The 22490-nt window shown below is 73.0% G+C and carries 18 protein-coding genes and 1 pseudogene; 8 read left to right on the top strand and 11 right to left on the bottom strand.

Features of this window, described 5'->3' with window-relative positions:
- Positions 1 to 526: 526 nt before the first annotated feature.
- From WA762_RS10685 to WA762_RS10670, 4 genes and pseudogenes are all read right to left on the bottom strand, one after another.
- Positions 527 to 1696 carry a S1 family peptidase gene (locus WA762_RS10685; RefSeq protein ID WP_335935106.1) on the bottom strand — a complete coding sequence of 390 codons (1170 nt, stop codon included), beginning with the start codon at positions 1694 to 1696 and terminating at the stop codon, positions 527 to 529.
- Positions 1697 to 1902: 206 nt separating this feature from the next.
- The gene (locus WA762_RS10680; RefSeq protein ID WP_335935105.1) at positions 1903 to 2403 is read right to left on the bottom strand and encodes a MarR family winged helix-turn-helix transcriptional regulator; all 501 of its coding nucleotides are present in this window, start codon (positions 2401 to 2403) and stop codon (positions 1903 to 1905) included.
- Positions 2404 to 2589: 186 nt separating this feature from the next.
- Positions 2590 to 3251: pseudogene (locus WA762_RS10675) on the bottom strand (zinc-binding dehydrogenase); the annotation flags it as partial.
- A 23-nt stretch (positions 3252 to 3274) separates the two neighbouring features.
- Positions 3275 to 3826, bottom strand: a complete 552-nt coding sequence (locus WA762_RS10670; protein ID WP_335935104.1) for a GH25 family lysozyme — start codon at positions 3824 to 3826, stop codon at positions 3275 to 3277.
- A gap of 137 nt (positions 3827 to 3963) precedes the next feature.
- On the opposite strand from WA762_RS10670, the gene WA762_RS10665 reads away from it, so the two are divergent.
- Positions 3964 to 4674 carry an NADPH-dependent F420 reductase gene (locus WA762_RS10665; protein ID WP_335935103.1) on the top strand — a complete coding sequence of 237 codons (711 nt, stop codon included), beginning with the start codon at positions 3964 to 3966 and terminating at the stop codon, positions 4672 to 4674.
- A 166-nt stretch (positions 4675 to 4840) separates the two neighbouring features.
- Here the strand turns inward: WA762_RS10665 and WA762_RS10660 are convergent, their stop codons facing one another.
- The gene (locus tag WA762_RS10660; RefSeq protein ID WP_335935101.1) at positions 4841 to 6205 is read right to left on the bottom strand and encodes a radical SAM protein; all 1365 of its coding nucleotides are present in this window, start codon (positions 6203 to 6205) and stop codon (positions 4841 to 4843) included.
- A gap of 154 nt (positions 6206 to 6359) precedes the next feature.
- Positions 6360 to 7193, bottom strand: coding sequence for a pentapeptide repeat-containing protein (locus WA762_RS10655; protein WP_335935100.1), 834 nt, complete (start codon positions 7191 to 7193; stop codon positions 6360 to 6362).
- A 137-nt stretch (positions 7194 to 7330) separates the two neighbouring features.
- On the opposite strand from WA762_RS10655, the gene WA762_RS10650 reads away from it, so the two are divergent.
- The 5 genes from WA762_RS10650 to WA762_RS10630 all read left to right on the top strand — a co-directional run bounded on the left by WA762_RS10650 (position 7331) and on the right by WA762_RS10630 (position 13438).
- On the top strand, positions 7331 to 7834 hold the full coding sequence (locus WA762_RS10650) for a hypothetical protein (RefSeq protein ID WP_335935098.1): 504 nt from the start codon (positions 7331 to 7333) through the stop codon (positions 7832 to 7834).
- Positions 7835 to 7982: 148 nt separating this feature from the next.
- On the top strand, positions 7983 to 8213 hold the full coding sequence (locus WA762_RS10645; protein WP_335935097.1) for a hypothetical protein: 231 nt from the start codon (positions 7983 to 7985) through the stop codon (positions 8211 to 8213).
- Between the two features lie 338 nt (positions 8214 to 8551).
- Positions 8552 to 9718 carry an L-rhamnose isomerase gene (gene rhaI / locus WA762_RS10640; protein WP_335935094.1) on the top strand — a complete coding sequence of 389 codons (1167 nt, stop codon included), beginning with the start codon at positions 8552 to 8554 and terminating at the stop codon, positions 9716 to 9718.
- Positions 9719 to 9854: 136 nt separating this feature from the next.
- Positions 9855 to 11900 (top strand): bifunctional aldolase/short-chain dehydrogenase, encoded by a 2046-nt coding sequence (locus WA762_RS10635; protein WP_335935093.1) that lies wholly within the window; start codon positions 9855 to 9857, stop codon positions 11898 to 11900.
- 11 nt (positions 11901 to 11911) lie between these two features.
- Complete coding sequence (locus tag WA762_RS10630; RefSeq protein ID WP_443080561.1) at positions 11912 to 13438, top strand: rhamnulokinase; 1527 nt, start codon at positions 11912 to 11914, stop codon at positions 13436 to 13438.
- Between the two features lie 285 nt (positions 13439 to 13723).
- On the opposite strand, the gene WA762_RS10625 is transcribed toward WA762_RS10630, so the two are convergent.
- A complete protein-coding gene (locus WA762_RS10625; RefSeq protein ID WP_335935089.1) occupies positions 13724 to 14848 on the bottom strand; it encodes an enoyl-CoA hydratase/isomerase family protein in 1125 nt (374 codons plus the stop codon).
- A 265-nt stretch (positions 14849 to 15113) separates the two neighbouring features.
- Between WA762_RS10625 and WA762_RS10620 the strand changes: the two genes are divergently transcribed.
- Positions 15114 to 17249, top strand: coding sequence for a SpoIIE family protein phosphatase (locus WA762_RS10620; protein ID WP_335935088.1), 2136 nt, complete (start codon positions 15114 to 15116; stop codon positions 17247 to 17249).
- Positions 17250 to 17345: 96 nt separating this feature from the next.
- Here WA762_RS10620 and WA762_RS10615 read toward each other — a convergent pair whose 3' ends face one another.
- The 3 genes from WA762_RS10615 to WA762_RS10605 form a co-directional block, all read right to left on the bottom strand.
- Positions 17346 to 17993: an LAETG motif-containing sortase-dependent surface protein gene (locus WA762_RS10615; RefSeq protein WP_335935086.1), complete on the bottom strand. Its 648-nt coding sequence runs from the start codon at positions 17991 to 17993 to the stop codon at positions 17346 to 17348.
- Between the two features lie 344 nt (positions 17994 to 18337).
- Positions 18338 to 18751: a roadblock/LC7 domain-containing protein gene (locus WA762_RS10610; protein ID WP_335935084.1), complete on the bottom strand. Its 414-nt coding sequence runs from the start codon at positions 18749 to 18751 to the stop codon at positions 18338 to 18340.
- A gap of 110 nt (positions 18752 to 18861) precedes the next feature.
- Positions 18862 to 20352, bottom strand: coding sequence for an LCP family protein (locus WA762_RS10605; protein WP_443080560.1), 1491 nt, complete (start codon positions 20350 to 20352; stop codon positions 18862 to 18864).
- 430 nt (positions 20353 to 20782) lie between these two features.
- Here WA762_RS10605 and WA762_RS10600 point away from each other — a divergent pair, with 430 nt between their 5' ends.
- Positions 20783 to 21358, top strand: coding sequence for a TerD family protein (locus WA762_RS10600; RefSeq protein ID WP_335935082.1), 576 nt, complete (start codon positions 20783 to 20785; stop codon positions 21356 to 21358).
- Positions 21359 to 21453: 95 nt separating this feature from the next.
- On the opposite strand, the gene WA762_RS10595 is transcribed toward WA762_RS10600, so the two are convergent.
- Entirely contained in the window at positions 21454 to 22359 is a 906-nt protein-coding gene (locus tag WA762_RS10595) for an oxygenase MpaB family protein (RefSeq protein ID WP_335935081.1), read from the bottom strand.
- Positions 22360 to 22490: the final 131 nt, after the last annotated feature.

The following is a 22490-nucleotide window of genomic DNA, read 5'->3' as shown; positions in this document are numbered from 1 at the left end:
TTGGTCTGTCCGGGCGACTTTCCCGACCCCCGCTCACCCCCGGAACGGCGTGTCTTTCATTGACACACCCCGAAAACACCGCACGACATCTTCATGGCACCGCCCCACCGCCCGTCGGACACGGGTCCGCCTGCCCGGCGACGGGCACCGCGCTCCTGCCGACGCGCCGGCCGTCGACGACCGCCGGCGCACTCCGACCCGCTCCGCCGGCCGCTCCGATTCCGGGGCGCGCGATGGTCCAGGACGCGCGGCTCCCCGGGACATGCGATGGTCCAGGACATGCGATGGTCCAGGACATGCGACGGTCCGGGGCGGCGACTCGACGTCGAATCACCGCCCCGGACCGTTGTGCGCGACTCGAGCCCGGCTCACTTTCCCTCGCCCGCGGAAGCCCGCTCGCCCTCCGAAGGCGGCACGATCCCGTCTTGGCCATCGCTCCGGAACGGCGGCCCCTCTTCGCGCCAGCGCCTCGGAACCGGGGTCACGGGCCGGACCGGCCGCGCCGGGTCCGGCCGCAGGCCTGCGATCAGGCCGTGTGCAGCGTCAGCCCGTACCGGTTGAGGATCTCGTTCACCGGCTGGTGCCAGGTCTCGCCGCCGCTGGAGCAGTTGCCCCAGCCGCCCGAGGTGACCCCTTGGGCCTGGTCGCCGCTGATGAAGGAGCCGCCGGAGTCGCCCGGTTCGGCGCAGACGCTCGTCTTGGTCAGCTGATGGACGGCGCCCTGACTGTAGTTCACGGTCTCGTCGGTGGCCAGCACGGTCCCGCAGTGCCAGTGGGTGGTGGAGCCCGACCGGCAGACGGACGCGCCGACGGGCGCCTCCGCGGAGCCCCGGACCAACTGGTCGGAGACGGTGCCCCAGCCCAACACCACGGGAACGGTCCACCAGCCGTTGCCGACGCTGACCCACGCGTAGTCGTCACCCGGGAAGGACGAGCCCTGGAACGCGCCGACGGCCGAGCCGTCCCATCCGCTGACCGCCGCGCCCGGCTGTCCGCAGTGCCCTGCCGTCACGAAGCCGCCGTGGACGGAGAAGCCGATGGAACAGCGCACGTTGCCGGTGTAGTAGGGGTCGCCGCCCACGGTCCCGGCGGAGAAGGTCCTGGGCGCCTCGGGGGTGTGGCGCACCGTGACGGGGCCGGCCTCGCGGACCCGTTTCACAAACGCCCGGACATCGTTGTCATCCTGCGCCCGCCCGACCACGTCGACGACGACCCGGTTGGCCTTCGGGTCGACGTGCCAGCCGCTCACGCCCTTCGGCGCGGACAGGCCGTCGAGTCGCTCCTTCGTCGCGTCGAGCCGTCGCGCGCTGTGCTCGACCAGCCGGACGCGCACACCCGTGGCCGACACCGCGTCGAGCCTGTCGCGGTCGGTGAGGGCCACGGTGAGCTTGCCCGCGGCCGGGTCGAACCAGGCTCCGGCGTACGACGCCCCCGCCGCCCGGCGGGCCGTGCCCTGCACGGCCGTCGCCGCCTTCTCCGCCGCGAGCCGCGCCCTGGCCCGGCTCTCCGTCAGGCCCAGATCCCTGCGCATGGCGGAGAGCAGTCCGTCGGAGGCGGGCGCCTCGGCGGCGTCGCCGCGTCCGGGAGCCGCGACGGGGTCGCCGGCGGCGGAGGCGGAGGTGAGGCCCACGGCCGCCCAGGCTCCGACGACGAGGGCGGCCGCCAGGCTCGCGCGTAACGCATTCAGGGTTCTCAAGGCAATGGCCCCTTCTGTTGTTCCGGATTCGTGGGGAGGAACAGCAGGCGTCCGGGAGATCACTTCTGAGAGCGCTCTCAGAGCGTGCCGCAACGGACTGTAGCCCAGCAGGAAGATCAGGTCCATGCCAAGACAAGGGGAGCTCTGTCCACCGCCGCGCGCGGGAGTCGGAGGGGCCGCACCACCCCGGCGCTCCCCCTCGGTGGCTACGGAACGGCTCCGGGGCCCCGGCCGCCGGAAGCCCCCGCCCCTGCCTCCGCCTCCCGTCCGGCTCCTTGGGCATGGGCGTGCACACGCCGCAGCAGCGCGGCCAGCTGCGTCTGTTCCGCGGCGGACAACGGGGCGAGCAGTTCCCGCTGGACGTTCAGCGCCTCCACCTGCAGATCCGCCAGGACGGAACGGCCCGCCGGGCTGGAGGCGACGGTCACCCGTCGGCGGTCGGCGGTGTCCCGGGCCCGGTCCACAAGTCCGGCCCCCGCGAGGTCGTCCACGATCCTGACCAGGTCGCCGCGGTCGATCCCGAGCCGCGACGCCAGCTCCCGCTGCGCATGCGGGCCGAAATCGACCAGCGCGGACAGCACGGCCATGTGCCACAGCTTCATGTCCCGCGCGGCGAGCTTCGCCGCCAGCCTGTCCCGCGCGGTCTTGCCGGTCCGCGACATCAGATAGGTCGTGAATCCCAGGAGGCTGGGCGGGGTCTCGCTCATCGGCCACATCCTAGGGTCTGCCACCCGGCAGGCCCGGTCCAGGTCTCGGCGACCGGTACGGAACGGGCCCCTCCCGTACCGGGCGGAGCCGTACGGCGGGGCCGCCCCGGACCGGTCGCGCGGGCAGCCGGGGCGGGCGCGGGGAACGCTCCCGGCGCCTCCGGTGCGGCCCGCACGCATGCGCCCTCAGCGCAGTTCGAAGACGATCCGCGCCGAGACCCGGCCCCGCAGCACCTCGTCGATCGAACCGTTGATGTCGTCGAGCGCCCTGCTCTCCCGGATGACGCGGGTCCGGCCGAGGAGACGCAGCCGGAACACCTCCGCGAGATCCTCGCGCGTCCCGACGATGGAGCCGATGGCCTTCGCGCCGTTCGGCACCGTGTCGAAGACGGGCAGCTCCAGGGTGCCCTCGGCCGGCAGCGCCACCAGGACGAGGGTGCCGCCCCGGCGCAGGCGCCGTAGGCGGCGCTGAACGACGCGTTGCTCACGGCCAGCGAGACGGCCGCGTCGGCGCCGCCGAGCCGCCGCGTCTCCTCGGCCACGTCCTGCACCCGGGCGTCGATGACGTGGTCGGCGCCGAGTTCGCGGGCGAGAGCGGGTTTCTCGTCGGTCACGTCGACCCCGATCGTCTCGGCGCCGAAGATCCGCGCGTACTGGAGGGGGAGGTGACCGAGCCCGCCGACGCCCGAGGTGAGGGCCCGGGTGCCCGGACGGGCGCCGGACAGCTTCACCGCCTTGTACGTCGTGACGCCCGCGCAGGTCAGCGGGGCCGCGTCCAACGGGTCGATGCCGTCCGGGACCGGCACCGCGTAGGCGCCGTGGGCCGGCGCGTACTCGGCGTGGCTGCCGCGCCCGCTCGAAGGGGCGGCCGCTACCCGCGCGCCCAGTCGCGCATGGCGGCCCGCGACGGGAAGTCCGCCACGTCCTTGTCCAACGGGCGATCGGTGTGCTGGTGGATGCGCCACGACGCCTGGATCCGGGGCTTCCCCGGCGTCACGTAATCGGCTATCCACAGGCCGTCCCCCGCGTACGAGGTGGTGTCGTGCTGGAGCCAGAAGGCGCGGTTGCAGTAGAGCAGGACCTTGTGGTGCGGCCGCAGCCGCTTGACCTCGCGGATGAAGCGGTCCTTCTCCGCGTTGCTCGCCCAGGCGCCCTCGCCGTTCTCCTCCCAGTCGACGGCCAGCAGCTCGCCCGCCCGCTCCGGGGCCTTGCTGACGAAGTACGCGGCCTGCGCCGGGATGTCGCCCGGCCAGAGGAAGTGGTAGAAGCCGACCACGCACTCCGCGTCCCTGGCCCGTTTGGCCTGGGCGGACAGGTGCGGGTTGACGTACGAGCGGCCCTCGGTGGCCTTGATGAAGACGAAATCCAGCCCGTCCGTGTCGAAGGACGACTGATAGGCGCTGACATCGACACCATGCAGCATGGCATCGCCTCCAGGTCTGTTCGGTGGTTCCGGTTCTCCCTCTCAACGTGCCCGCGGCCGGTCGTCCCATCCGTGCGGTGAACAGGCGAACCGTTTTTCCAATCCGTGGAATAGCCAAGCCCGGGGGGAAGTTGGGGATGCGGCGGGAGCACCTCCCCTACCGCAGGCACCATCGGAAGGTCGGATCCATGAAGATCGGCATCATCGGAGCGGGCAACATCGGCGGTAATCTGACCCGGCGTCTCACCGCGCTGGGGCACGACGTCTCCGTCGCCAACTCCCGTGGCCCGGAGACGCTCACGGACCTCGCACGGGAGACCGGGGCGACACCGGTCACCGCCGCGGAGGCGGCCCGGGGAGCCCGGGTCGTCGTGGTCACCGTCCCGCTCCGCGCGGTCCCCGAGCTGCCCTCGGGCCTGCTCGACGGGGCCGCCGAGGGGGTCGTGGTCATCGACACCAACAACTACTACCCGCAGCAGCGGGACGGCCGCATCGCCGAGATCGAGGAGGGTCTGCCGGAGAGCCGCTGGACGGAGCGGCAGATCGGGCACCCGGTGATCAAGGCGTTCAACGGGACCTACGCGCAGGACATCCTGGACAACGGCCGTCCGCAGGGCAGCCCGGGCCGGCAGGCGCTGCCGGTGGCCGGCGACGACGCGGCGGCCAAGCGGGTCGTACGGGAACTCATCGACGAGCTGGGCTTCGACACCGTCGACGCCGGCGGCCTCGACGAGTCGTGGCGGCAGCAGCCCGGGACGCCCGTCTACGGCCACCAGGGCGATGTCGGGGCCGTCACTCAGGCGCTCGCGGAGGCGTCCCCCGAGCGCACGGCGGAGTGGCGCGCCTGACGCTCCGTGCCCGCCGGGGCCCGGACGGGGCGGCTTCCGCCGCGCCCCGCCGGGGCCCGGCCCGTACGGGCCCCGGCGCCCCGCACCGTTGCGGCACTGCGGCCGGGGCGCCCGGCGCCGCCCTCCGGCCCCGTGACCCCACACGGTCCCGGCCCGGAGCGGCGCGCTACGCCGGGGCGTCGTCCGGCCGGGCGGGGAGGCTGTCCATGAACGAGCTGACGGAGAAGACCGCTCGGCCCGCGCCGGGCGGGCCGTAGCCGGGGGGCGAGCTGAGACCGAACTCCTCCATGGTCGCCCGGTAGGCGTCGAGCAGGCGGATGTGGTACTCCAGCGGGGCGCCGTCCGGGTTGGTCTTCCCGAGCGGGGTGGTCGGCTCCGGGCACCAGGTGGTGAAGCGCGGGGTGATGCCGCGCGACATGAAGAACCGGAGCCCCTCGGTGGTCGAGTCGATGGCCTCCTTCACCGTGGTGAAACCGAAGGGGGCGGCCATCTCCACGCCCGCGACGAAGTTCGGGATGACGTTGCGCGGGCCGAAGACCTCGGCCGAGTCCAGGATGCGGCGGTGCCATTCGTCGCGACCGACGTAGCGTTCCTTGCCCGGGCAGTAGAGCTCGAAGAGGCGGCGGTCCCACACCTCGTAGTTGGGGTGGTAGATCTGGATGCCGTAGTCGCGGAAGCGCTGGACGTCCGCCTTGGGCAGGGCCTGGGCGACGACCTTGCCGATCCACCGGCCGGGGAAGCGCTCCTCGATCGCCTTGGCGTACTGCCCGTAGAAGTCGGCCTCGTCGCGGCCCCCGATGTGGGAGGTGATGGCGCCCCCCGTGAGGGTGTAGGCGGTGGACGCCTTCGCCGTGTCGTACCTGTCGATGATGGACAGGGCCTCCAGGACCTCCTCGACCGGCTTCACACCGGTGTAGGGGCGTCCCGCCGCCTTGTGCTGGCGCCAGTTGTGGTTGATGTCGCAGTACTGGCACTCCTCCTTCGCCCCGAAGTACTGGCAGACCCGGAAGACCGTCAGATAGACGAGGTAGCCCCACTGGATGGTGGGCGCGACCTCCATCACGGACTTGCCGTTCTCCAGGGTGTGCCGGTAGTAGTCCGGCATCGGGGGCAGGCCGACGTCGGAGATCCGCCGGCCGTCCAGGTACAGCCCGAGCACGCCGTCGCCGTCGGCCGCGACCCGGTACGGGGAGGCCGGGTTGACCCGCACCGAGACCACGGTCCGGCGCAGGTCGTACGGGCCGCCGGTGAGCACGATCTCCTCCGGGGGGCGGCGCAGCGCGGCGGCGCCGAGCTCGGGCAGCGTCCCGTGGTCGAAGGAGAAGATGAAGTACGACTTCGGCTTGACGTCGCCGCCCTCGTTGTCGCTGAGCGCGGACTCGTCGAAGGCCACGCCGCCGCGCAGCAGGTCCTCCTTGACGACGGCTTCCCGGGGCACGTGCGGGAACTGCTCCATGAGCCGCTCGACCAGGCGGGTGCGACTGCCGTCGGCGTGGTCGTGATCGGTGCTGCGGTCGGTACTGCTTGGCATGTGCGGGACTCCTCGGTCCGGTCGAAGGCGCTCCGGGTACGTCGCTCTGTGCAACGAACCGCGGGGGTCGGCGGTGCCCGGTCGCGGGGACGATTCGCCCGGGTGCGGCGCGGGTGGTGTCCGGGCCGTCGGTGGTGCGGTCCGGTTCGGGGGTTCAGCCGGTCCAGTGCGCGGGCCGGCCGAGCGAGGGCGGGAGCTTCGTCGCCGCGTCGCCCCTGGCCGCGTTGAGCTGGGCCTGGGTGAGGAAGAGGCTGGTGGTGAGGTCGGCCGCGGACAGGTCGGTGTCCCGGAGGTCGGCGCCGATCAGGTCGGCCAGGCGCAGGTCCGCGCCTCGGAGGTCCGCGGCGATGAGATAGGCGCCGCGCAGATCGGCTCCTCGGAGGTCGGCGCCCCTGAGCCGGGCGCCGATGAGGTCCGCGCCGCGGCGGTCGCGCCTCTTCCCCCGGGGCGCGGTGGCGCGGACGGCTCGGCCGGCGCGGGCCAGGAGCGCGGCGACCGACTCGCGGTGCGCGGCCACGTCGAGGTCCGCGAAGGCGTCCTCGGGAAGGTGCGTGAGGCGCTCCGTCTCGTCGAGGAGGCGCCGGAGATCGTCGTGGAGGGGGCGGGCCGGTTCCAGGGTGAGCGCCTCGGTGAGGTACCAGAGGAGTTCGTGGAGCTGCCGCATCACCGGGAACACCTGGAACATGCGCCGGGCGGTCTGCGGGGAGCGGCGCCAGTCCTGCCCGCCGAAGGTCTCCCCGGACACCTTCTGACCGGCCCCGAAGCACTCGTACACGGTGCAGCCGGAGAAGCCGCTGGGGCGCAGTTCGGCGTGTATGCCGCAGCGGAAGTCCTGCTGGAGGTTGCGGCAGGGCTTTCCGGCCTCCTTGTCGATCGCGAAGTCCGCCGACCTGGTCAGGGTCAGTGCCACGCAGCACAGCCCGAAGCAGTTCGCGCAGTCGGCGCGCAGGGCGGCACGGTCGGCGGCGGGGCCGTGAGCATCGGGCACGGTGCGTGGATCCTCCGGGTACGGGACTGTCGGGCTGTCAACCCTATCGGCCCGCTTCACCCGTACGGTCCGCGGCCGACCGCTGTCGGTGCGGCGGCGCACACTGACAGCAGTGGAGCGCGGCGAAGGGGACGCGGATGGGCATGGAGAACGACGCCGGTTTCGAACCGGCCACCGGGGACGGTCCGGCGACGGTGCGGGACGAGCGGCGCGCGGCCGCCGTGCGCACGGCGTTCGAGGGCCTGTTGCAGATCCGCCGGCTGACGAACGAAGGGGTCCCGGACCCGGAGCGGGCGCCCGCGCGGTGGGAGACGCACCGGCCGGTCCGGGCCGTCGCGCTGGCCCTGGAGGCGTCCGGGCTCGCCGCCTCCGCGGTGGACGGATCCGGCACGCGGACGGCGACCGGGTACCGCCTGGCGCGGGGCGAGGCACCGGGCGGCGTGCGCGTCGAGTGGCTCGGCCCGCCCGGCAGCGGGGCCGCGCACGAGGAGGAGCGGGAGCTGGGCCGGTGCGCGGCCGTGCTGCGCGAGTGGGGCTGGACGGTGCTGCCGTACCGGGGGCCGCGACGCCGCAGGTTCCTGGAGGTCGAGCCGCCGGCCGCCGCCCGCCGGGATCACGACGACCCGGACGCGTCGCGGTAGCGGCTGCCGTCCGCCCGACCGTTCTCCGCCCGTACGGGCCCCTCCGGCACGCCGTCGGACGGGCCCTCCGGCTCCGTGCCGTACGGGGCTCTGTCAGACCCATGGGCGATGCTGGTGGGTCCGACACCTCTGAGCGGGAGATGCTGAGATGCGCAACGACGAACTCGCCGCGGCCCAGGCGTATGTCCGCCTTCTGCAGGCCACCCGGGCGGCGTTGGCGGAGCCCGAGGACGGGCCCCTGCACGTGCCGCTGCTCGCGTCGCCGATCGCGGAGGCCGACGGGGCGCTGGAGCGTGCGGGGCTGAGCGGCAACGAGTCGCGGTTCTTCGACCTCGTGCGGTCGCTCCGGCCGGGCGTGCCCGGCAGCGGCGGCAGTTGAGCGGCCGGGCAAGGGAGCGGGACCGTCGGGGCTCGTCCTCGATCCGCCGTCCGTCGTACGGCGCGTGGCGCGCACGGTGCCGTGGCCGTCCTCGCGCCCGCGGCCTTCCACCGCGTTGAATTGATTCACTCCATCCTCACCACCGCCCTCCCTCACCACCGCACATCGGTTCACCGGTTTCCCACACGGCCGAAGCGGCGACGTCGAAGCTTGACCGCGATCGTCCCGAGTCCTAGCGTTGCGGGGACGGGAGTGAATCGATTCATGTCCGGCGCAGAAGTACCTGATCACGGCGGGCGGGTTCCCGGTCGCCGGAGGACTCCGTCCGCGAGGTGTTCATGTCCGATCCGTCCGCCGTCAGGGCCGCTCTGAAGTCCCAGGTGATCGAGACCCCGTCGTGGGGATACGGGAACTCCGGCACCCGGTTCAAGGTGTTCGCCCAGCCGGGCGTGCCCCGGGACCCGTTCGAGAAGCTGGAGGACGCGGCCCAGGTGCACGCGTTCACGGGCGTGGCGCCGAAGGTGTCGTTGCACATTCCGTGGGACAGCGTGACCGACTACGGCGCGCTGACCCGGCGCGCGGCGGATCTCGGGCTGCGGATCGGCGCGATCAACTCGAACGTCTTCCAGGACGACGACTTCAGGCTGGGATCGGTCACCCATCCCGATCCGAAGGTCCGCCGCAAGGCCACGGACCATCTGCTGGAGTGCGTCGGCGTCATGGACGAGACCGGGTCGTCCGACCTCAAGCTCTGGTTCTCCGACGGCACGAACTATCCCGGGCAGGACGACATCGCCGCTCGCCAGGACCGGCTCGCGGAGGCGCTGGCCGAGGTGTACGGGCGGCTGGGCGACGGGCAGCGGATGCTGCTGGAGTACAAGCTGTTCGAGCCGGCGTTCTACGCGACGGACGTACCGGACTGGGGCACGGCGTACGCGCACTGCCTCGCCCTGGGCCCCAAGGCGCGGGTGGTCGTGGACACCGGGCACCACGCCCCCGGCACCAACATCGAGTTCATCGTGGCGTTCCTGCTGCGTGCGGGGAGACTCGGCGCGTTCGACCTCAACTCCCGGTTCTACGCGGACGACGACCTGATGGCCGGGGCCGCCGACCCGTTCCAGCTGTTCCGGATCATGCACGAGGTCGTCGGGAACGGCGGCCTGGAGCCCGCCGCGAACGTCGACTTCATGCTCGACCAGTGCCACAACATCGAGCCCAAGATCCCCGCCGTGATCCGGTCGGTCGCGAACGTGCAGGAGGCGACCGCCAAGGCGCTGCTGGTCGACAGGGAGGCGCTGGACGCCGCGCAGCGGTCGGGTGACGTGCTGGCCGCGAACGGCGTGCTGATGGACGCGTACAACACCGATGTCCGCCCGCTGCTGGCCGAGGTCCGGGCGGAACTCGGCCTGGCGGAGGACCCGTTCGCCGCGTATCTGGCCTCGGGCAACCAGCAGCGGATCGCCGCCGCCCGGGTCGGTGGCGAGCAGGCCGGCTGGGGCGCCTGAGCGCCGGGCCCCCTCCCCCGCCGCAGGCGCCGACCGGTCGGCCCCGGCCGTACCACGGCCCCGTCCTCTTCTCCCCGCGCCCCCTTCGTGCGCTCCGCTCCCTCCGCACCCCGCACTCGACCGCGAAGGAAATCGCATGACATCCGCGACGCACACCGAGGTCGCCGCGCTGTTGCGGCGCGCCCACCGGATCGGCTCCGATCCCCGGAACACCAACTACGCGGGCGGCAACGCGTCGGTCAAGGCGACCGCCGTCGACCCGGTCACCGGCGGCGCGACGGAGCTGCTGTGGGTGAAGGGCTCCGGCGGCGACCTCGGCACGCTGACCGAGGACGGGCTCGCGGTGCTCCGCCTGGACCGGGTGCGCGCGCTGAAGGAGGTGTATCCGGGGGTGGAGCGCGAGGACGAGATGGCGGCCGCGTTCGACTACTGCCTGCACGGCAGGGGCGGCGCCGTCCCGTCGATCGACACGGCGATGCACGCGCTCGTCGAGGCCGCCCACGTGGATCACCTCCATCCGGACTCGGGGATCGCCCTGGCGTGTTCCGCGGACGGCGAGAAGCTCACGTCTCAGTGCTTCGGCGGCAAGGTGGCCTGGGTCGACTGGCGCAGGCCCGGGTTCCAGCTGGGCCTGGACATCGCGGCGGTCAGGTCGGCCGACCCTCGGGCCGTGGGGGTGGTCCTGGGCGGTCACGGCATCACGGCCTGGGGCGAGACGTCCGACGAGTGCGAGCACAACGCGCTCTGGATGATCCGCACCGCCGAGGCGTTTCTGCGCGAACGCGGCAGGGCCGAGCCGTTCGGCCCGGTGTGGGCGGGCCGGGAAGCCCTCGCCGCGGGGCCGCGACGGAGACGTGCCGCCGCGCTCGCCCCGCTGATCCGGGGTCTGGTCTCCACCGACCGCCCGCAGGTGGGGCATTTCACCGACGCGGAGCCGGTGCTGGACTTCCTCTCCCGCGTCGAGCACCCGCGGCTCGCCGCTCTCGGCACCTCGTGCCCGGACCACTTCCTCCGCACGAAGGTCGCGCCGCTGGTCCTCGACCTGCCCGCGGACGCCCCGCTGGAGGAGGCGGCGGCGCGCCTGCGGGAGCTGCACGCGGACTACCGGGAGGCGTACCGCGCCTATTACGAGCGTCACGCCGGCCCCGGCTCCCCGGCGATGCGCGGCGCCGACCCGGCGATCGTGCTGGTGCCCGGGGTCGGCATGTTCTCGTTCGGCCGGGACAAGCAGACCGCCCGGGTGGCCGGCGAGTTCTATCTGAACGCCGTCAACGTGATGCGCGGCGCCGAGGCCGTCTCCTCGTACAGGCCGATCGAGGAGTCCGAGAGGTTCCGGATCGAGTACTGGGAGCTGGAGGAGGCGAAGCTGCGACGGATGCCGGAGCCCAGGCCGTTGGCCGGCCGGGTGGCGCTGGTGACCGGGGCGGGCTCCGGCATCGGCAGGGCCGTCGCGCGGCGGCTGGCGGCCGAGGGCGCGTGTGTGGTCGTCTCGGACGTCGACGCCGAGAGCGCCGGGACGGTGGCGCGGGAGCTCGGCGGGCCCGACGCGGCCGTCGCGGTGACGGCCGACGTGACGTCCGAGGAGCAGATCGCCGGCGCGTTCCGCGAGGCGGCGCTGGCGTTCGGTGGCGTGGATCTCGTCGTCAACAACGCGGGGATCTCGGTCTCGAAGCCGCTCCTGGAGACGACCGCCCGTGACTGGGACCTCCAGCACGGCATCATGGCGCGCGGCTCGTTCCTGGTGTCCCGCGAGGCCGCGCGCGTGATGACGGATCAGGGCCTCGGCGGCGACATCGTCTACATCGTGTCGAAGAACGCGGTGTTCGCGGGCCCGAACAACATCGCCTACGCGGCCGCCAAGGCCGATCAGGCGCACCAGGTGCGACTGCTGGCCGCCGAACTGGGCGAGCACGGGATCCGGGTGAACGGGGTCAACCCCGACGCGGTGGTGCGCGGTTCCGGAATCTTCGCCGGAGGCTGGGGCGCCCGGCGGGCTGCGACGTACGGCATCGCGGAGGAGAGGCTGGGCGAGTTCTACGCGCAGCGCACGCTCCTCAAGCGGGAGGTGCTTCCGGAACATGTCGCGAACGCGGTCTTCGCGCTGACCGGCGGGGAGCTCACGCACACGACCGGCCTGCACCTTCCGGTGGACGCGGGTGTGGCCGCGGCCTTCCTGCGCTGAGCCGGGCGGGGATGGCGATGTCCGCGCGGTCGTCCACAGCCTCCGGGCGTGAGGCGGTGTTCGCCGCCGTCGATCTCGGCGCCACCAGCGGCCGGGTGATCACCGGCCGGGTCGGGCCGGGAACGCTCGCGTCGGCCGAGGCGCACCGCTTCCCCAACATCCCGGTCCGGCTTCCCGACGGGCTGCGGTGGGATGCGCTCGGCCTGTACCGGGAGATGCTGGACGGTCTGCGGGCCGCCGGGCGCACGGGTCCGCTCGCCTCGGTGGGCGTCGACACCTGGGCCGTCGACTACGGTCTGCTCGACGCCGACGGGACGCTGCTCGGGGCGCCGTTCCACTACCGCGACGACCGCACGGGAAGGGCCGTCGAGGAGGTGCTGGCCGTGTGCGGGCGGCGGGAGCTGTACGCGGTCGGCGGTGTGCAGCATCTGCCGTTCAACACGGTGTTCCAGCTGGCCGCGCACCGGGCGAGCGCCCAGTGGGGCGCGGCGCGCACCCTGTTGTTGATTCCCGATCTGCTGGTGCACTGGCTGACCGGGACGGTGGGCGCCGAGGTCACCAACGCCTCGACGACCGGTCTGCTGGACGCGTCCTCGGGCACCTGGTCCGATGCGCTGATCGACCGGCTGGGCCTGGGACGTTCCCTGTTCCCGCCGCTGCGCGAACCCGGCGCGCCGGCCGGTGGCCTGCTGCCGCACGTCGCCGAGCAGACCGGTCTGCGGGCCGGGACGCCGGTGACGACCGTCGCCTCGCACGACACGGCGTCCGCGGTCGCCGCGGTGCCGGCGACGGGGCCCGCATTCGCGTATGTGTCCTGCGGAACCTGGTCGTTGGCGGGTCTGGAGCTGTCGGCGCCGGTGCTCACGGAGGAGTCCCGGGCGGCGAACTTCACCAATGAGCGCGGGGTGGACGGGACCGTCCGCTATCTGCGCAACATCATGGGCATGTGGCTGCTGGAGGAGTGCCGCCGCGACTGGGAACGGTGGGGCGGGGCTCCGGGCCCCGGCGAGCTGCTCGAACGGGCGGCCGGGGCCCGGCCGTTCGCCGCGCTGATCGACCCCGACGACCCGGCGTTCCTGGCCCCCGGCGGCATGCCCGCGCGCATCGACGCGCACCTGGCCCGGAACGGGCAGTCGCCGCCGGAAGGCTTCGGCGGATACGCGCGGTGCGTGCTGGAGAGCCTGGCGCTGGCGCATCGCAGAACGCTGCGCCGGGCCGCGGAACTCGCCGGGTACCAGCCGGACCGGATCCATCTGGTCGGCGGAGGCTCGCGCAACGAACTGCTGTGCCAGTGGACCGCGGACGCCACCGGGCTCCCCGTCACGGCCGGCCCCGCCGAGGCGACCGCGTTGGGCAACATCCTGGTGCAGGCTCGGGCCCACGGCCTGGTGGGCGGCTTGACGGACATGCGGCGACTCGTCGCCCGGACCCAGAAGCTGCGCCACTACGCCCCGCTCGGGAACCGACGGGCCTGGGACCGGGCCGCCGAGCGGTTGGAGCCGCTCGGGACTGCGCAGGCCCGGCGGCCGGCCGGTTGACCGCCGGAAGGCGGCATCGCGGAACGGCTCCGGCTCCGGCCCCGGCTCCGGCGGGTGGGCCGGTCGGGCCTCGACGGCGGCGCAGACGCCGGCGGCCCCGGGTGACGCACCGTGCCGCGCGTCGGCGGCCACGGCTGCGGCGGCTCCTCCGGCGCGCTCCGGTCGTCCCCCTCCTCTACGACCCCTGCGACGCGTGACGCGAGGGGCCGCACCGCGGGCCCGCCCCGGCGCCTGGCACCTGTGCCAGGCGTCAGGCGTCAGGCGTCAGGCGTCAGGCGTCAGGCGTCAGGCGAGAGACCGGTCGCCCCGTGCGGCGTCATCGGCCCGCGCCTCCCCCGAGCCGCCCCCGGGAGCGGCGGCCAGGCCGAGTTCGCGGCCGCCCAGCGGAGCGAAGAAGCGCGTCACGTCCTCGTCCGTGACCTCGGCCAGCGCGGCCGGGCGCCACCGGGGCCGGCCGTCCTTCTCGATGATCCGGGCGCGCACGCCCTCCACCAGATCGGGCCCGGCGAAGGCGGTGCACGAGGTGCGGTACTCCTGGTCCAGCACCGCCTCCAGGCTGCCGAGCCGACGGGCCCGGCGCAGCGCGGCGAGGGTCACCTTGAGCGCGGTGGGCGACTTGGCGCGGATCGACTCGGCGGCCTCCTTGGCCGCGGGAGCGCCGCTGCCGTCGAGCCGGTCGAGGATCTCCTCGACCGTGTCGGCCCGGTAGCAGCCGTCGATCCATGCGCGGTGCTCCGTCAGCACGCCCTCCGGCGCGGGCGAGGCGTGGGCCCGTACGGTCGCCTCGATCTCGTGGGGCGTACGGCATCCGGCGAGTGCCGCGGTGAGGGCCGTGCGGGACCGCGTCGGCACGAAGTGGTCGGCGAGCCCGCACAGCAGGGCGTCGCCCGCCCCCACCGCGTCCGCCGTCAGCGCCAGATGGGTGCCGAGTTCGCCGGGGGCGGAGGCGAGCAGGTGCGTGCCGCCCACGTCGGGGACGAAGCCGATGGCGGTCTCGGGCATGGCGACGCGCGAGCGCTCGGTGACGACGCGGACACCGCCGTGGGCCGAGATCCCGACGCCGCCGCCCATCACGATCCCGTCCATGATCGCCACATAGGGCTTGGGGTACCGGGCGATCCGGGCGTTGAGCCGGTACTCGTCGCGCCAGAACGCCAGGGACGCGGTGCCGCCCGCTCTGGCGTCGTCGTGGATCGAGCGGATGTCGCCGCCCGCGCACAGGCCCCGCTCCCCCGCGCCGCTGATCAGGACCGCGATGACGGTGGCGTCGCGCTCCGCCTCGGTGAGCTCTTCGTCGAGGCGGCGCACCATGGTGTGGTTCAGCGCGTTGAGGACGTGGGGCCGGTTGAGCGTGATGTGCCGGATGTGTCCCTCGGTGTGCGTCAGAACGGGGTCGTCGTCATGGTTCATGCGTGCGCTCCGGTCAGCCGTTGTGCCGCGTCGTCCGTCGCTCCCGGACGATCTTCCAGCGTTCACATTGTCATGGGCGGGTCCAGGGGGTCGGCGGCAGGGGTCCCGAGGCGGCGGGGCCGGAGGCAGGGCGTCGCGGCCGGGCGGCGGGCCGGGTCCCGGCGGCCGGCCCGCTGTGGCGGCCTTCCGTCACCGGCTCGACAATTGAGGGACCCGTACGGGCCGTGCCGCCCGTGAGCCCCGCCGGACGACCTCCGGAGCAGGAATGAGCGATCACGACCGGCAGCCGAGCACCCACGCCGCGTCCCGTCGGCTGATCGGAAAGCCGCCGGGACGCGGATCCGCGACGGCGGAACGGCTCGCGATGAACCGGACGGGCAGTTTCGAGTGGGATCTGGACGCCGGGACGCTGGACATCGACGACGCCGGCCTGCTGGTCGTCGGCCTGGACCCGGTGTCCTTCGACTCCAGGCCCGAGTCGCTGATGGAACGGCTCGACCCGTCGGAACGGGCCCGGCTCGACGAGGCCGTCGGCGACGCGATCGAGTCCGGCCGCAGCTCCTACAGCGTCCATGTCCGGGTTCCGCTCGACGGCGGCCGGGACCAGTGGACCCATGTCCAGGCCCGTGTCCTGCGCGACGACGACGAGCGGCCCCACCGGGTCGTCGGGGTGGTGCGGGACGCGACGGCGGAGGTGGCGCACACGGCGTTCTTGCTGGATCTGGAGAAGTGGCGGCAGCGCCAGACCAGCATCGTCGAACGCACCACGAGCGCGTTGTCGCGGGCGGTGACCGTGGACGACGTGACCGCGGCGCTCACCGGGCCGGGCGGCCTGGCCCGGCTGGACGCGGACGGGCTCGCGCTCGCCCTGGTGGACAACGCGGCGCTGAACGTCATCGCGCTCAGTGGCGACCCGCTGGAGGCGATCGCGGAACTCGGCTCCGGCGGCGAGCCGGACCGGAGCCTTCCGCTGGCGGACGCGGTGCTCAGCGGCCGACCCCGGTTCCTCTCCTCCGTCTCTGCGCTGGTCCAGCGCTACCCCGCGGTGGCGCCGTACGCGGACCGGCTCGACTTCCGGTCGGCCGCCTATCTGCCGCTGGTCGCCCAGGCGCGCACGCTCGGTTCTCTGGCGCTCTACTACCGCGAACCCACGGCCTTCCACGCGGACGAACGCAACCTGTGCCTGGGGCTGGCCGCCATCGTGGCGCAGTCACTCCAGCGGGCGAAGCTGTTCGACGAGGAACGCGAATTCGCCACCGGCCTCCAGTCGGCCATGCTCCCCCGGCGCATCCAGGAGATCCGGGGCGGCGAGATCGCCGTGCGGTACCACGCCGCCTGGAGCGGACGCCAGGTCGGTGGGGACTGGTACGACGTGATCGCGCTGCCCAAGGGGCGGTTCGGGGTCGTGGTGGGCGACGTGGAGGGTCATGACACGCACGCGGCCGCCATCATGGGACAGTTGCGCATCGCGCTGCGCGCGTACGCCGGTGAGGGGCATCCGCCGTCGACGGTACTGGCCCGGGCCTCGCGCTTCCTCGCCGAGCTGGACACGGAACGCTTTGCGACCTGCGCATACGCCCAGGTCGATCTCGCTTCGGGCACCGTGCGCGCGGTGCGTGCGGGGCATTTCGGCCCGTTGATCCGGCACATGGACGGACGGGTCGGCAGTCCGCAGGTGCGGGGCGGTCTGCCGCTCGGCCTCTCGACGGCTCTCGGGGACGAGGAGTATCCGGAAACTCGCCTGGACCTGGTGCCGGGCGAGACGCTCGTCCTGTACACCGACGGGCTGGTGGAGGAGCCGGGGGCCGATGTCGACGTGGGCGTACGGGCACTGGCACATGAGGTGAGCGCGGGGCCGGAGGGCGCCCAGGCGCTGGCCGACCATCTGTCGGACCGGCTCTGGGAGCGCTGGGGATCGGGGGACGACGTCGCCCTGCTGGTGCTGCGGCGGCACCCGGACCCCGGTTCGCCGCGGGCTCCGAGGCTGCACCAGTACGTGCACCAGGCGGATCCGGAGGGGCTGTCCGACGCCCGCACCATGGTGCGTCAGGCGCTCTGCGACTGGGGCATGGCCGAACTGGCCGACGACACCGAGCTGGTGACCGACGAACTGCTGGTGAACGTGCTGCTGCACACCGAGGGCGGCGCGGTGCTGACCCTGGAAGTGCTGCCGGAGCCCGTCCGCCGGGTCCGGCTGTCGGTCCAGGACCGTTCCAGCGTCTGGCCCCGGCGGCGCAGCCCGGGTGAGACCGCGACCTCGGGGCGGGGGCTGCTGCTCCTGGACGCCGTCACCGTGCGCTGGGGCATCGAGCCGCGCGGCGAGGGCAAGGCCGTCTGGTGCGAGATCGGGCCGTCGGCGTCGCCCGGCCGCCCTGCGGCCCCGCCGCCGGCGCGGATCTGACGGATGCGCGAAGGGGTGCGCCGCCCGGCGCGGGACGGCACACCCCCGACCGGCGGTCCCAGGGGCACGGTCAGGTGCCGGGACCACCGAGTGGCATCAGTGCTGGACGGTACGGCGCTTGCGCACGGACCACATGATGCCGCCGCCGGCCAGCAGGACGGCCACCGCGGCCCCAGCGATGACCGGCGTGGCGGACGAGGATCCCGTCTCGGCCAGGTCCGGCGCGCCGGGGCCCGGGGAGACGGGCGCGGTCACGGACTCCGACGGCGTCCCGGAGGGCGACGCGCTTTCGGTCGGCGCCTCGGAGGAGGGCGTCTCCGAAGGCGTGGCCTCGGACGCGGACGGCGTGGGGGTGGCCTCGGACGGCGTGGGCGACGGGCGGGAGCCCTCGCAGACCGGCGCCCGCTTGGTGTCCTCGCGTGAGAACTGGTCGCCGTCACCGGCCTTGACGACGAGGTGAACGGTCAGTTCCTCGTCGTGCGCCGGCAGTGCGAGCTTCTTGTGGAACTCCTTGCCGAAGGTCTCGGTGGGCAGGAGGTCCTTGCCGTCGACGGTGACGGTCACCTGGTTGGTGACCTTGCCGTTGTAGGCGGTCAGGTCGAGGCTCACCTCGTCGCAGGTCACGGCCCAGGTGGGGGTGTGAGCCGCGGCCGGGCCGGCGGTGAGTACAACGCCGGTCAGGCCGACGACCGCCGCGGCCGCGAGTGTCCCCGCGGCGCGCAGCGATCTCCTGGGTATGGTCATGAAGTTTCTTCCTCCGCGTATGTTTCACCCGCCGAACGGCGGTGGGGCGCAGAGTACTGCCCCTACGGATCCGGCTCATGACCGCCCCATGAACGAACCGACGTCACAACTTCCCTCGTGTGCACGCTGGTTGGGGCATTTCGGACGGCGCGTCACGGCTCCGTCGGGCCGCGGCGGGCGAGGAGCCCCCGGCCGGCGCCGGGCATTCGGTCACGGTCGGTGTGCGGCCGACGCCGGTCCGGAGCCGGGATGCCCGCCCGTCGGCACGCGCCCCGGCCCTCCCGGGGTTTCCGCGTTCCCCGGCCGCTCCCCTGCGGCTCCCCCGCCGCTCCCCCGCGAAGTACTCAGATCTGGCCGTCCTCCTCGTCCCCCGACTGACGCACGGCGACGCCGAGGTGCTCGCCGACCCTGTTGACGAGCAGGGTCATCTCGTAGGCGACCTGCCCCACATCGGCGTCGGCCGCGCTCAGCACGCACAGGCAACTGCCCTCGCCCGCGGCGGTCACGAACAGCAACGCCTCGTCGAACTCCACCATGGTCTGCCGGGCACGTCCCGCGCGGAAGTGGCGTCCCGATCCCCGGGCGAGGCTGTGCAGCCCGGACGAGACGGCCGCGAGGTGTTCCGCGTCCTCACGCGCCAGTCCCGTGCTCGCGCCGGTCACCAGCCCGTCGTTCGACAGCACCAGTGCGTGCCGTATGTGCCCGACCCGGTTGGTGAGATCGTCAAGGAGCCAGTCGAGTTCCTTGTCCAGCGCCATGTGCCCGCTCCTCCCCGTTCATGTGTTCCCCGTACCCCACGTTTCGCGTAAGCCTTGCGCACGGGTCACGAACGGGCAAGCACTCCTCGGTCATGTGGCCGGGGTTCCGGTCATCCGTAGGAGAGGTCGGCGCAGGGGTCGTCGTCGGCCGAGCGGGCCTCCTCGGCGACGGTGGGCGGCACCGCGGATGAGGGCGCGGTGCGGGGCGCGTCCGCCGGGTCCGCCGCGTAGGAGGCGCCGAGAACGACGCGCAGGCCGGAGGCGTCGGACGCCTCCGTCGTGGCGCCGGGCAGCAGCCGGGCGGTCTTCTCGGCCTCGTCCCGCAGCCCCGGCCCGTACTCGACGACGGTCGAGGCGTGGTCCTGACTGCTCGCGGTGGCCGTGGCGGTGACAGTGAACCCCTGGGAGCGCAGCACTCCGGCGGCCCGGGCCGCGAGCCCGCTGACGGTGGTGCCGTTGTAGACGGCGACGCTGACGCCCTTTCCGGGGAGGGGGTCGGCGGTCGCGGACGGGTCGGGGTCGCCGTTCTTCCCGTCCCGTCCGGCGGACCGGCTGCCGCTGGCGTCCTCGCCGTCGACCGTGCGGTCGGCCTTCAGCGCCGCCCACAGCGCGTCGGCGTCGGGTTCGACGATCGCGACGCGGGCTCCCTCGTACCGCCAGGGGACGGTGACGAACTTGGTGTTGTGCAGGTCGACGTTCTTCATCGACATGGCGAAGGAGAGCAGCCGGTCCGCGGAGCCGAGCCCGGGGTCGACCGTCATCGCGTCGGAGGCCGCGTCGGCGAGCGGCAGCAGCGTGCCGGGGTTCATGCCGCGCGACTTGACCTTCTTGATGAGGGAGGCCACGAACGCCTGCTGGCGCTTGATGCGTCCCAGGTCCGAGCCGTCGCCGATGCCGTGTCGCAGCCGGACGTAGTCGAGGGCCCGCTTCCCGGAGACCGTCTGCGGCCCCTTGGCGAAGATCAGGGGCCCCTGGGTGGGCAGCTTGGGGCTGAGGTCTCGCTGGTGGATGTCGTGGGGCAGGCAGACGGGCACGCCGCCGACCGCCGAGGTCAGCGCGGAGAAGCCGGCGAAGTCCACGACGACGGTGTGGTCGACGCGCAGGCCGGTGAGGTGTTCGACGGTGTTCTGGGTGCAGGCCGGATTGCCCTCGGCGGTCTCGCCCACCGAGAACGCCGCGTTGAACATGGCGTCGTGCTGCGGGGCGGTCCAGGCGCCGTCGGGAAGTCGGCAGGCGGGGATGTCGACCAGCGAGTCCCGGGGGATCGACACCGCGACGGCGTGCCTGCGGTCGCCGTACACGTGGAGGAGGAAGGCGGTGTCGGAGCGGCCCACCGCGCCGGTGCCGCCGCCCAGTTCGCCGTTGGATCCGGCCCGCGAGTCCGATCCGATGACCAGCACGTTCTGTCCCATCGACGAACCGGGCGGCCGGTCACCGGAGATGCCGTCCGCGCTGAAGGTGTCGATGCCGCCGCCCAGTTTCAGGTAGACCCATCCGGCGCCCGAGACGAGCAGCACGAGGAACGACAGTCCGGTCACGGCTGTCCGACGCAGGCGGCTGCCGCGTGTCCTGCCCGTTGCCGCCTTGCGGCTTGTTGTCATGGGCCACCCCGTTCGTCCGGTACAAGGAGGAGGATCCGGCTCCCGAGGGGGAGACGCGTTCGACCGCCCTGTGGTTTTACAGTTGCGCGATGTGGCGAGTGCCGTTGGTTCGAGTGGATCACCGGACCTGCCCACAGCCAGCCTGAAGCACTTCCCGGTGGGACCGGGTGCAAACACCGGCCGAACCGCCGGAAGATAGAGAAATGTGACAGACACCCGCTCCGCCGCGGGCCGGAGTTCCGCGCCGGCCGCACCGCGACGACCGTGACGGGACGCGGGGACGGCGGGTCGGCGTGGCCCCCGCCCGCTTTCACTTCAGGAATTGCGCAATCATGGGAACCATGGGCCCGTCGACGGCGTTCACCCTGGTGACGACCGAAGGCGCGCCGATCGCAGGATCGCCGAAGCGCTGTATCAGTGGAGGATGTTCATGGGTGTGAGCCTGGCCAAGGGCGGCAATGTCTCCTTGTCGAAGGAGGCGCCCGGCCTGACCGCCGTGACGGTGGGCCTGGGCTGGGACGTGCGGACGACGACCGGCGCGGACCATGACCTGGACGCGAGCGCGCTGCTGTGCTCGCAGTCCGGAAAGGTCCTCTCCGACCTGCACTTCGTCTTCTACAACAACCTGACGAGCCCCGACGGCTCGGTCCAGCACACCGGTGACAACCTGACCGGTGAGGGCGAGGGCGACGACGAGTCGATCAATGTGGACCTGACGGCCGTGCCCGCCGATGTGGCCAAGATCGTGTTTCCGGTCTCCATCCACGAGGCCCAGAGCCGTGGTCAGAGCTTCGGTCAGGTCCGCAACGCCTTCATCCGCGTGGTGAACCGGGCGAACGGCGTCGAACTCGCCCGCTACGACCTCAGCGAGGACGCCTCGACCGAGACCGCCATGGTCTTCGGCGAGCTCTACCGGCACGGCGCGGAGTGGAAGTTCCGCGCGGTGGGCCAGGGTTACGCCTCGGGGCTGGCCGGAATCGCGTCCGACTACGGGGTCAACGTCTGATCCCGGATCTCCGGCAAACGTCGCGCCCGGCCCTCCTCGCGGTCCTTGCCCCGCCATCGGATCGCGGAGCGGGCCGGGCGCGCCTTCCGTTCAGGTCACTGCTGCTCCGCCGCGCCGGCGCGGCGGCCGTGCGGAACCGGGCACCCGCGCACGCCCGGGGTGGGGAACGTCCCGAGCGCGGAGACCTCGTAGCCGTCCGGGTATCCCTTGATCTCGGGGTTCTGCCGTGCGTAGTGCGGGCTGGTGCGCGGCGGCAGCAGCCGCACGGCCCGCGCCCGCAGACGCAGCGCGCCCTGGGTGAGGCCGCGGGCCACCGGGCCCGGGCGTTCGTACCGGAACGCCTTCAGCAGCGAGTCGTCGAGAAGCGCGAGGGCCGCCTTCCGCGCGAGAGGGGCGAGCGGGCGCGGATACCAGGAGCCCATCAGGTCCAGCGTGGCGTCGGAGACCCGGCGCCCGCCCTCGTCCCAGCCGAAGTGCTCGGCCTCGTAGGAGTCCAGCGTGCGCTCGAAGTCCTCGTACGTCTCCGGCAGGTCCTTGATGCCCATGTGGGCGCCGAGCGTGCGGTAGTAGGCGGCGCACGCCCGCAGTTCGTGGGGGGACAGCCGGCGCCAGCCGTAGGCGTCGATCCACCGCTTCGGCGTGACGACGAAGGTGCACAGCACATAGCGCATGTCGTCGTTGCCGATGTCGTAGCTTCGGTGCATCTGGTTGATGCGACGGATGGCCGTCCGCCCGGTCTCGTCCGCGAAGCCGTGCTCCACGACCGTGTCGAGCAGGAGCGCGGTGTCGTCGTAGCGCTTCTGCGGACGGTCCGTCAGTTCTGCGGTCTCGGCGAGCAGCCGGCCGATGCTGGGGACGGCATAGGTGCGGTACAGGGCGAGTTCGAGGGCGCGGGTGATGTCCCAGGGGAACTCGTAGGTCGCCGTGATCCGGTAGATCCGCAGGAAGTCCCGCTCCGGGTCGAGACGTTGGATCTCCCTCAGGCGGTCGTACCGTTTCACCGCTCTGCCCCCCTTGCGTCGTCCGGAGCGCCCACTCTACGACGACGGGAGCTCCAAGGGACGGAAAGCGCCGGTCCGGTGGACCGGATCGGGTCCGTCCGCCGTCGTCCCGGGAACGCCGCGCGCCGGTC

This window comes from Streptomyces tyrfis (assembly GCF_037034285.1).
Taxonomy (GTDB): domain Bacteria; phylum Actinomycetota; class Actinomycetes; order Streptomycetales; family Streptomycetaceae; genus Streptomyces.
The sequence above is the reverse complement of the archived record's forward strand: the minus strand, read 5'-3'. Positions and strand labels throughout refer to the sequence as shown.

Excerpts from the sequence above, each read along its gene's own strand:
- WA762_RS10615 (WP_335935086.1), bottom strand. The coding sequence starts at position 17,993 with ATGACCATACCCAGGAGATCGCTGCGCGCCGCGGGGACACTCGCGGCC.
- WA762_RS10600 (WP_335935082.1), top strand. The coding sequence starts at position 20,783 with ATGGGTGTGAGCCTGGCCAAGGGCGGCAATGTCTCCTTGTCGAAGGAG.
- WA762_RS10660 (WP_335935101.1), bottom strand. The coding sequence starts at position 6,205 with ATGCCAAGCAGTACCGACCGCAGCACCGATCACGACCACGCCGACGGC.
- WA762_RS10605 (WP_443080560.1), bottom strand. The coding sequence starts at position 20,352 with ATGACAACAAGCCGCAAGGCGGCAACGGGCAGGACACGCGGCAGCCGC.
- WA762_RS10620 (WP_335935088.1), top strand. The coding sequence starts at position 15,114 with ATGAGCGATCACGACCGGCAGCCGAGCACCCACGCCGCGTCCCGTCGG.
- WA762_RS10650 (WP_335935098.1), top strand. The coding sequence starts at position 7,331 with ATGGGCATGGAGAACGACGCCGGTTTCGAACCGGCCACCGGGGACGGT.
- WA762_RS10665 (WP_335935103.1), top strand. The coding sequence starts at position 3,964 with ATGCGGCGGGAGCACCTCCCCTACCGCAGGCACCATCGGAAGGTCGGA.
- WA762_RS10635 (WP_335935093.1), top strand. The coding sequence starts at position 9,855 with ATGACATCCGCGACGCACACCGAGGTCGCCGCGCTGTTGCGGCGCGCC.
- rhaI (WP_335935094.1), top strand. The coding sequence starts at position 8,552 with ATGTCCGATCCGTCCGCCGTCAGGGCCGCTCTGAAGTCCCAGGTGATC.
- WA762_RS10670 (WP_335935104.1), bottom strand. The coding sequence starts at position 3,826 with ATGCTGCATGGTGTCGATGTCAGCGCCTATCAGTCGTCCTTCGACACG.
- WA762_RS10610 (WP_335935084.1), bottom strand. The coding sequence starts at position 18,751 with ATGGCGCTGGACAAGGAACTCGACTGGCTCCTTGACGATCTCACCAAC.
- WA762_RS10630 (WP_443080561.1), top strand. The coding sequence starts at position 11,912 with ATGGCGATGTCCGCGCGGTCGTCCACAGCCTCCGGGCGTGAGGCGGTG.
- WA762_RS10645 (WP_335935097.1), top strand. The coding sequence starts at position 7,983 with ATGCGCAACGACGAACTCGCCGCGGCCCAGGCGTATGTCCGCCTTCTG.
- WA762_RS10680 (WP_335935105.1), bottom strand. The coding sequence starts at position 2,403 with ATGAGCGAGACCCCGCCCAGCCTCCTGGGATTCACGACCTATCTGATG.
- WA762_RS10625 (WP_335935089.1), bottom strand. The coding sequence starts at position 14,848 with ATGAACCATGACGACGACCCCGTTCTGACGCACACCGAGGGACACATC.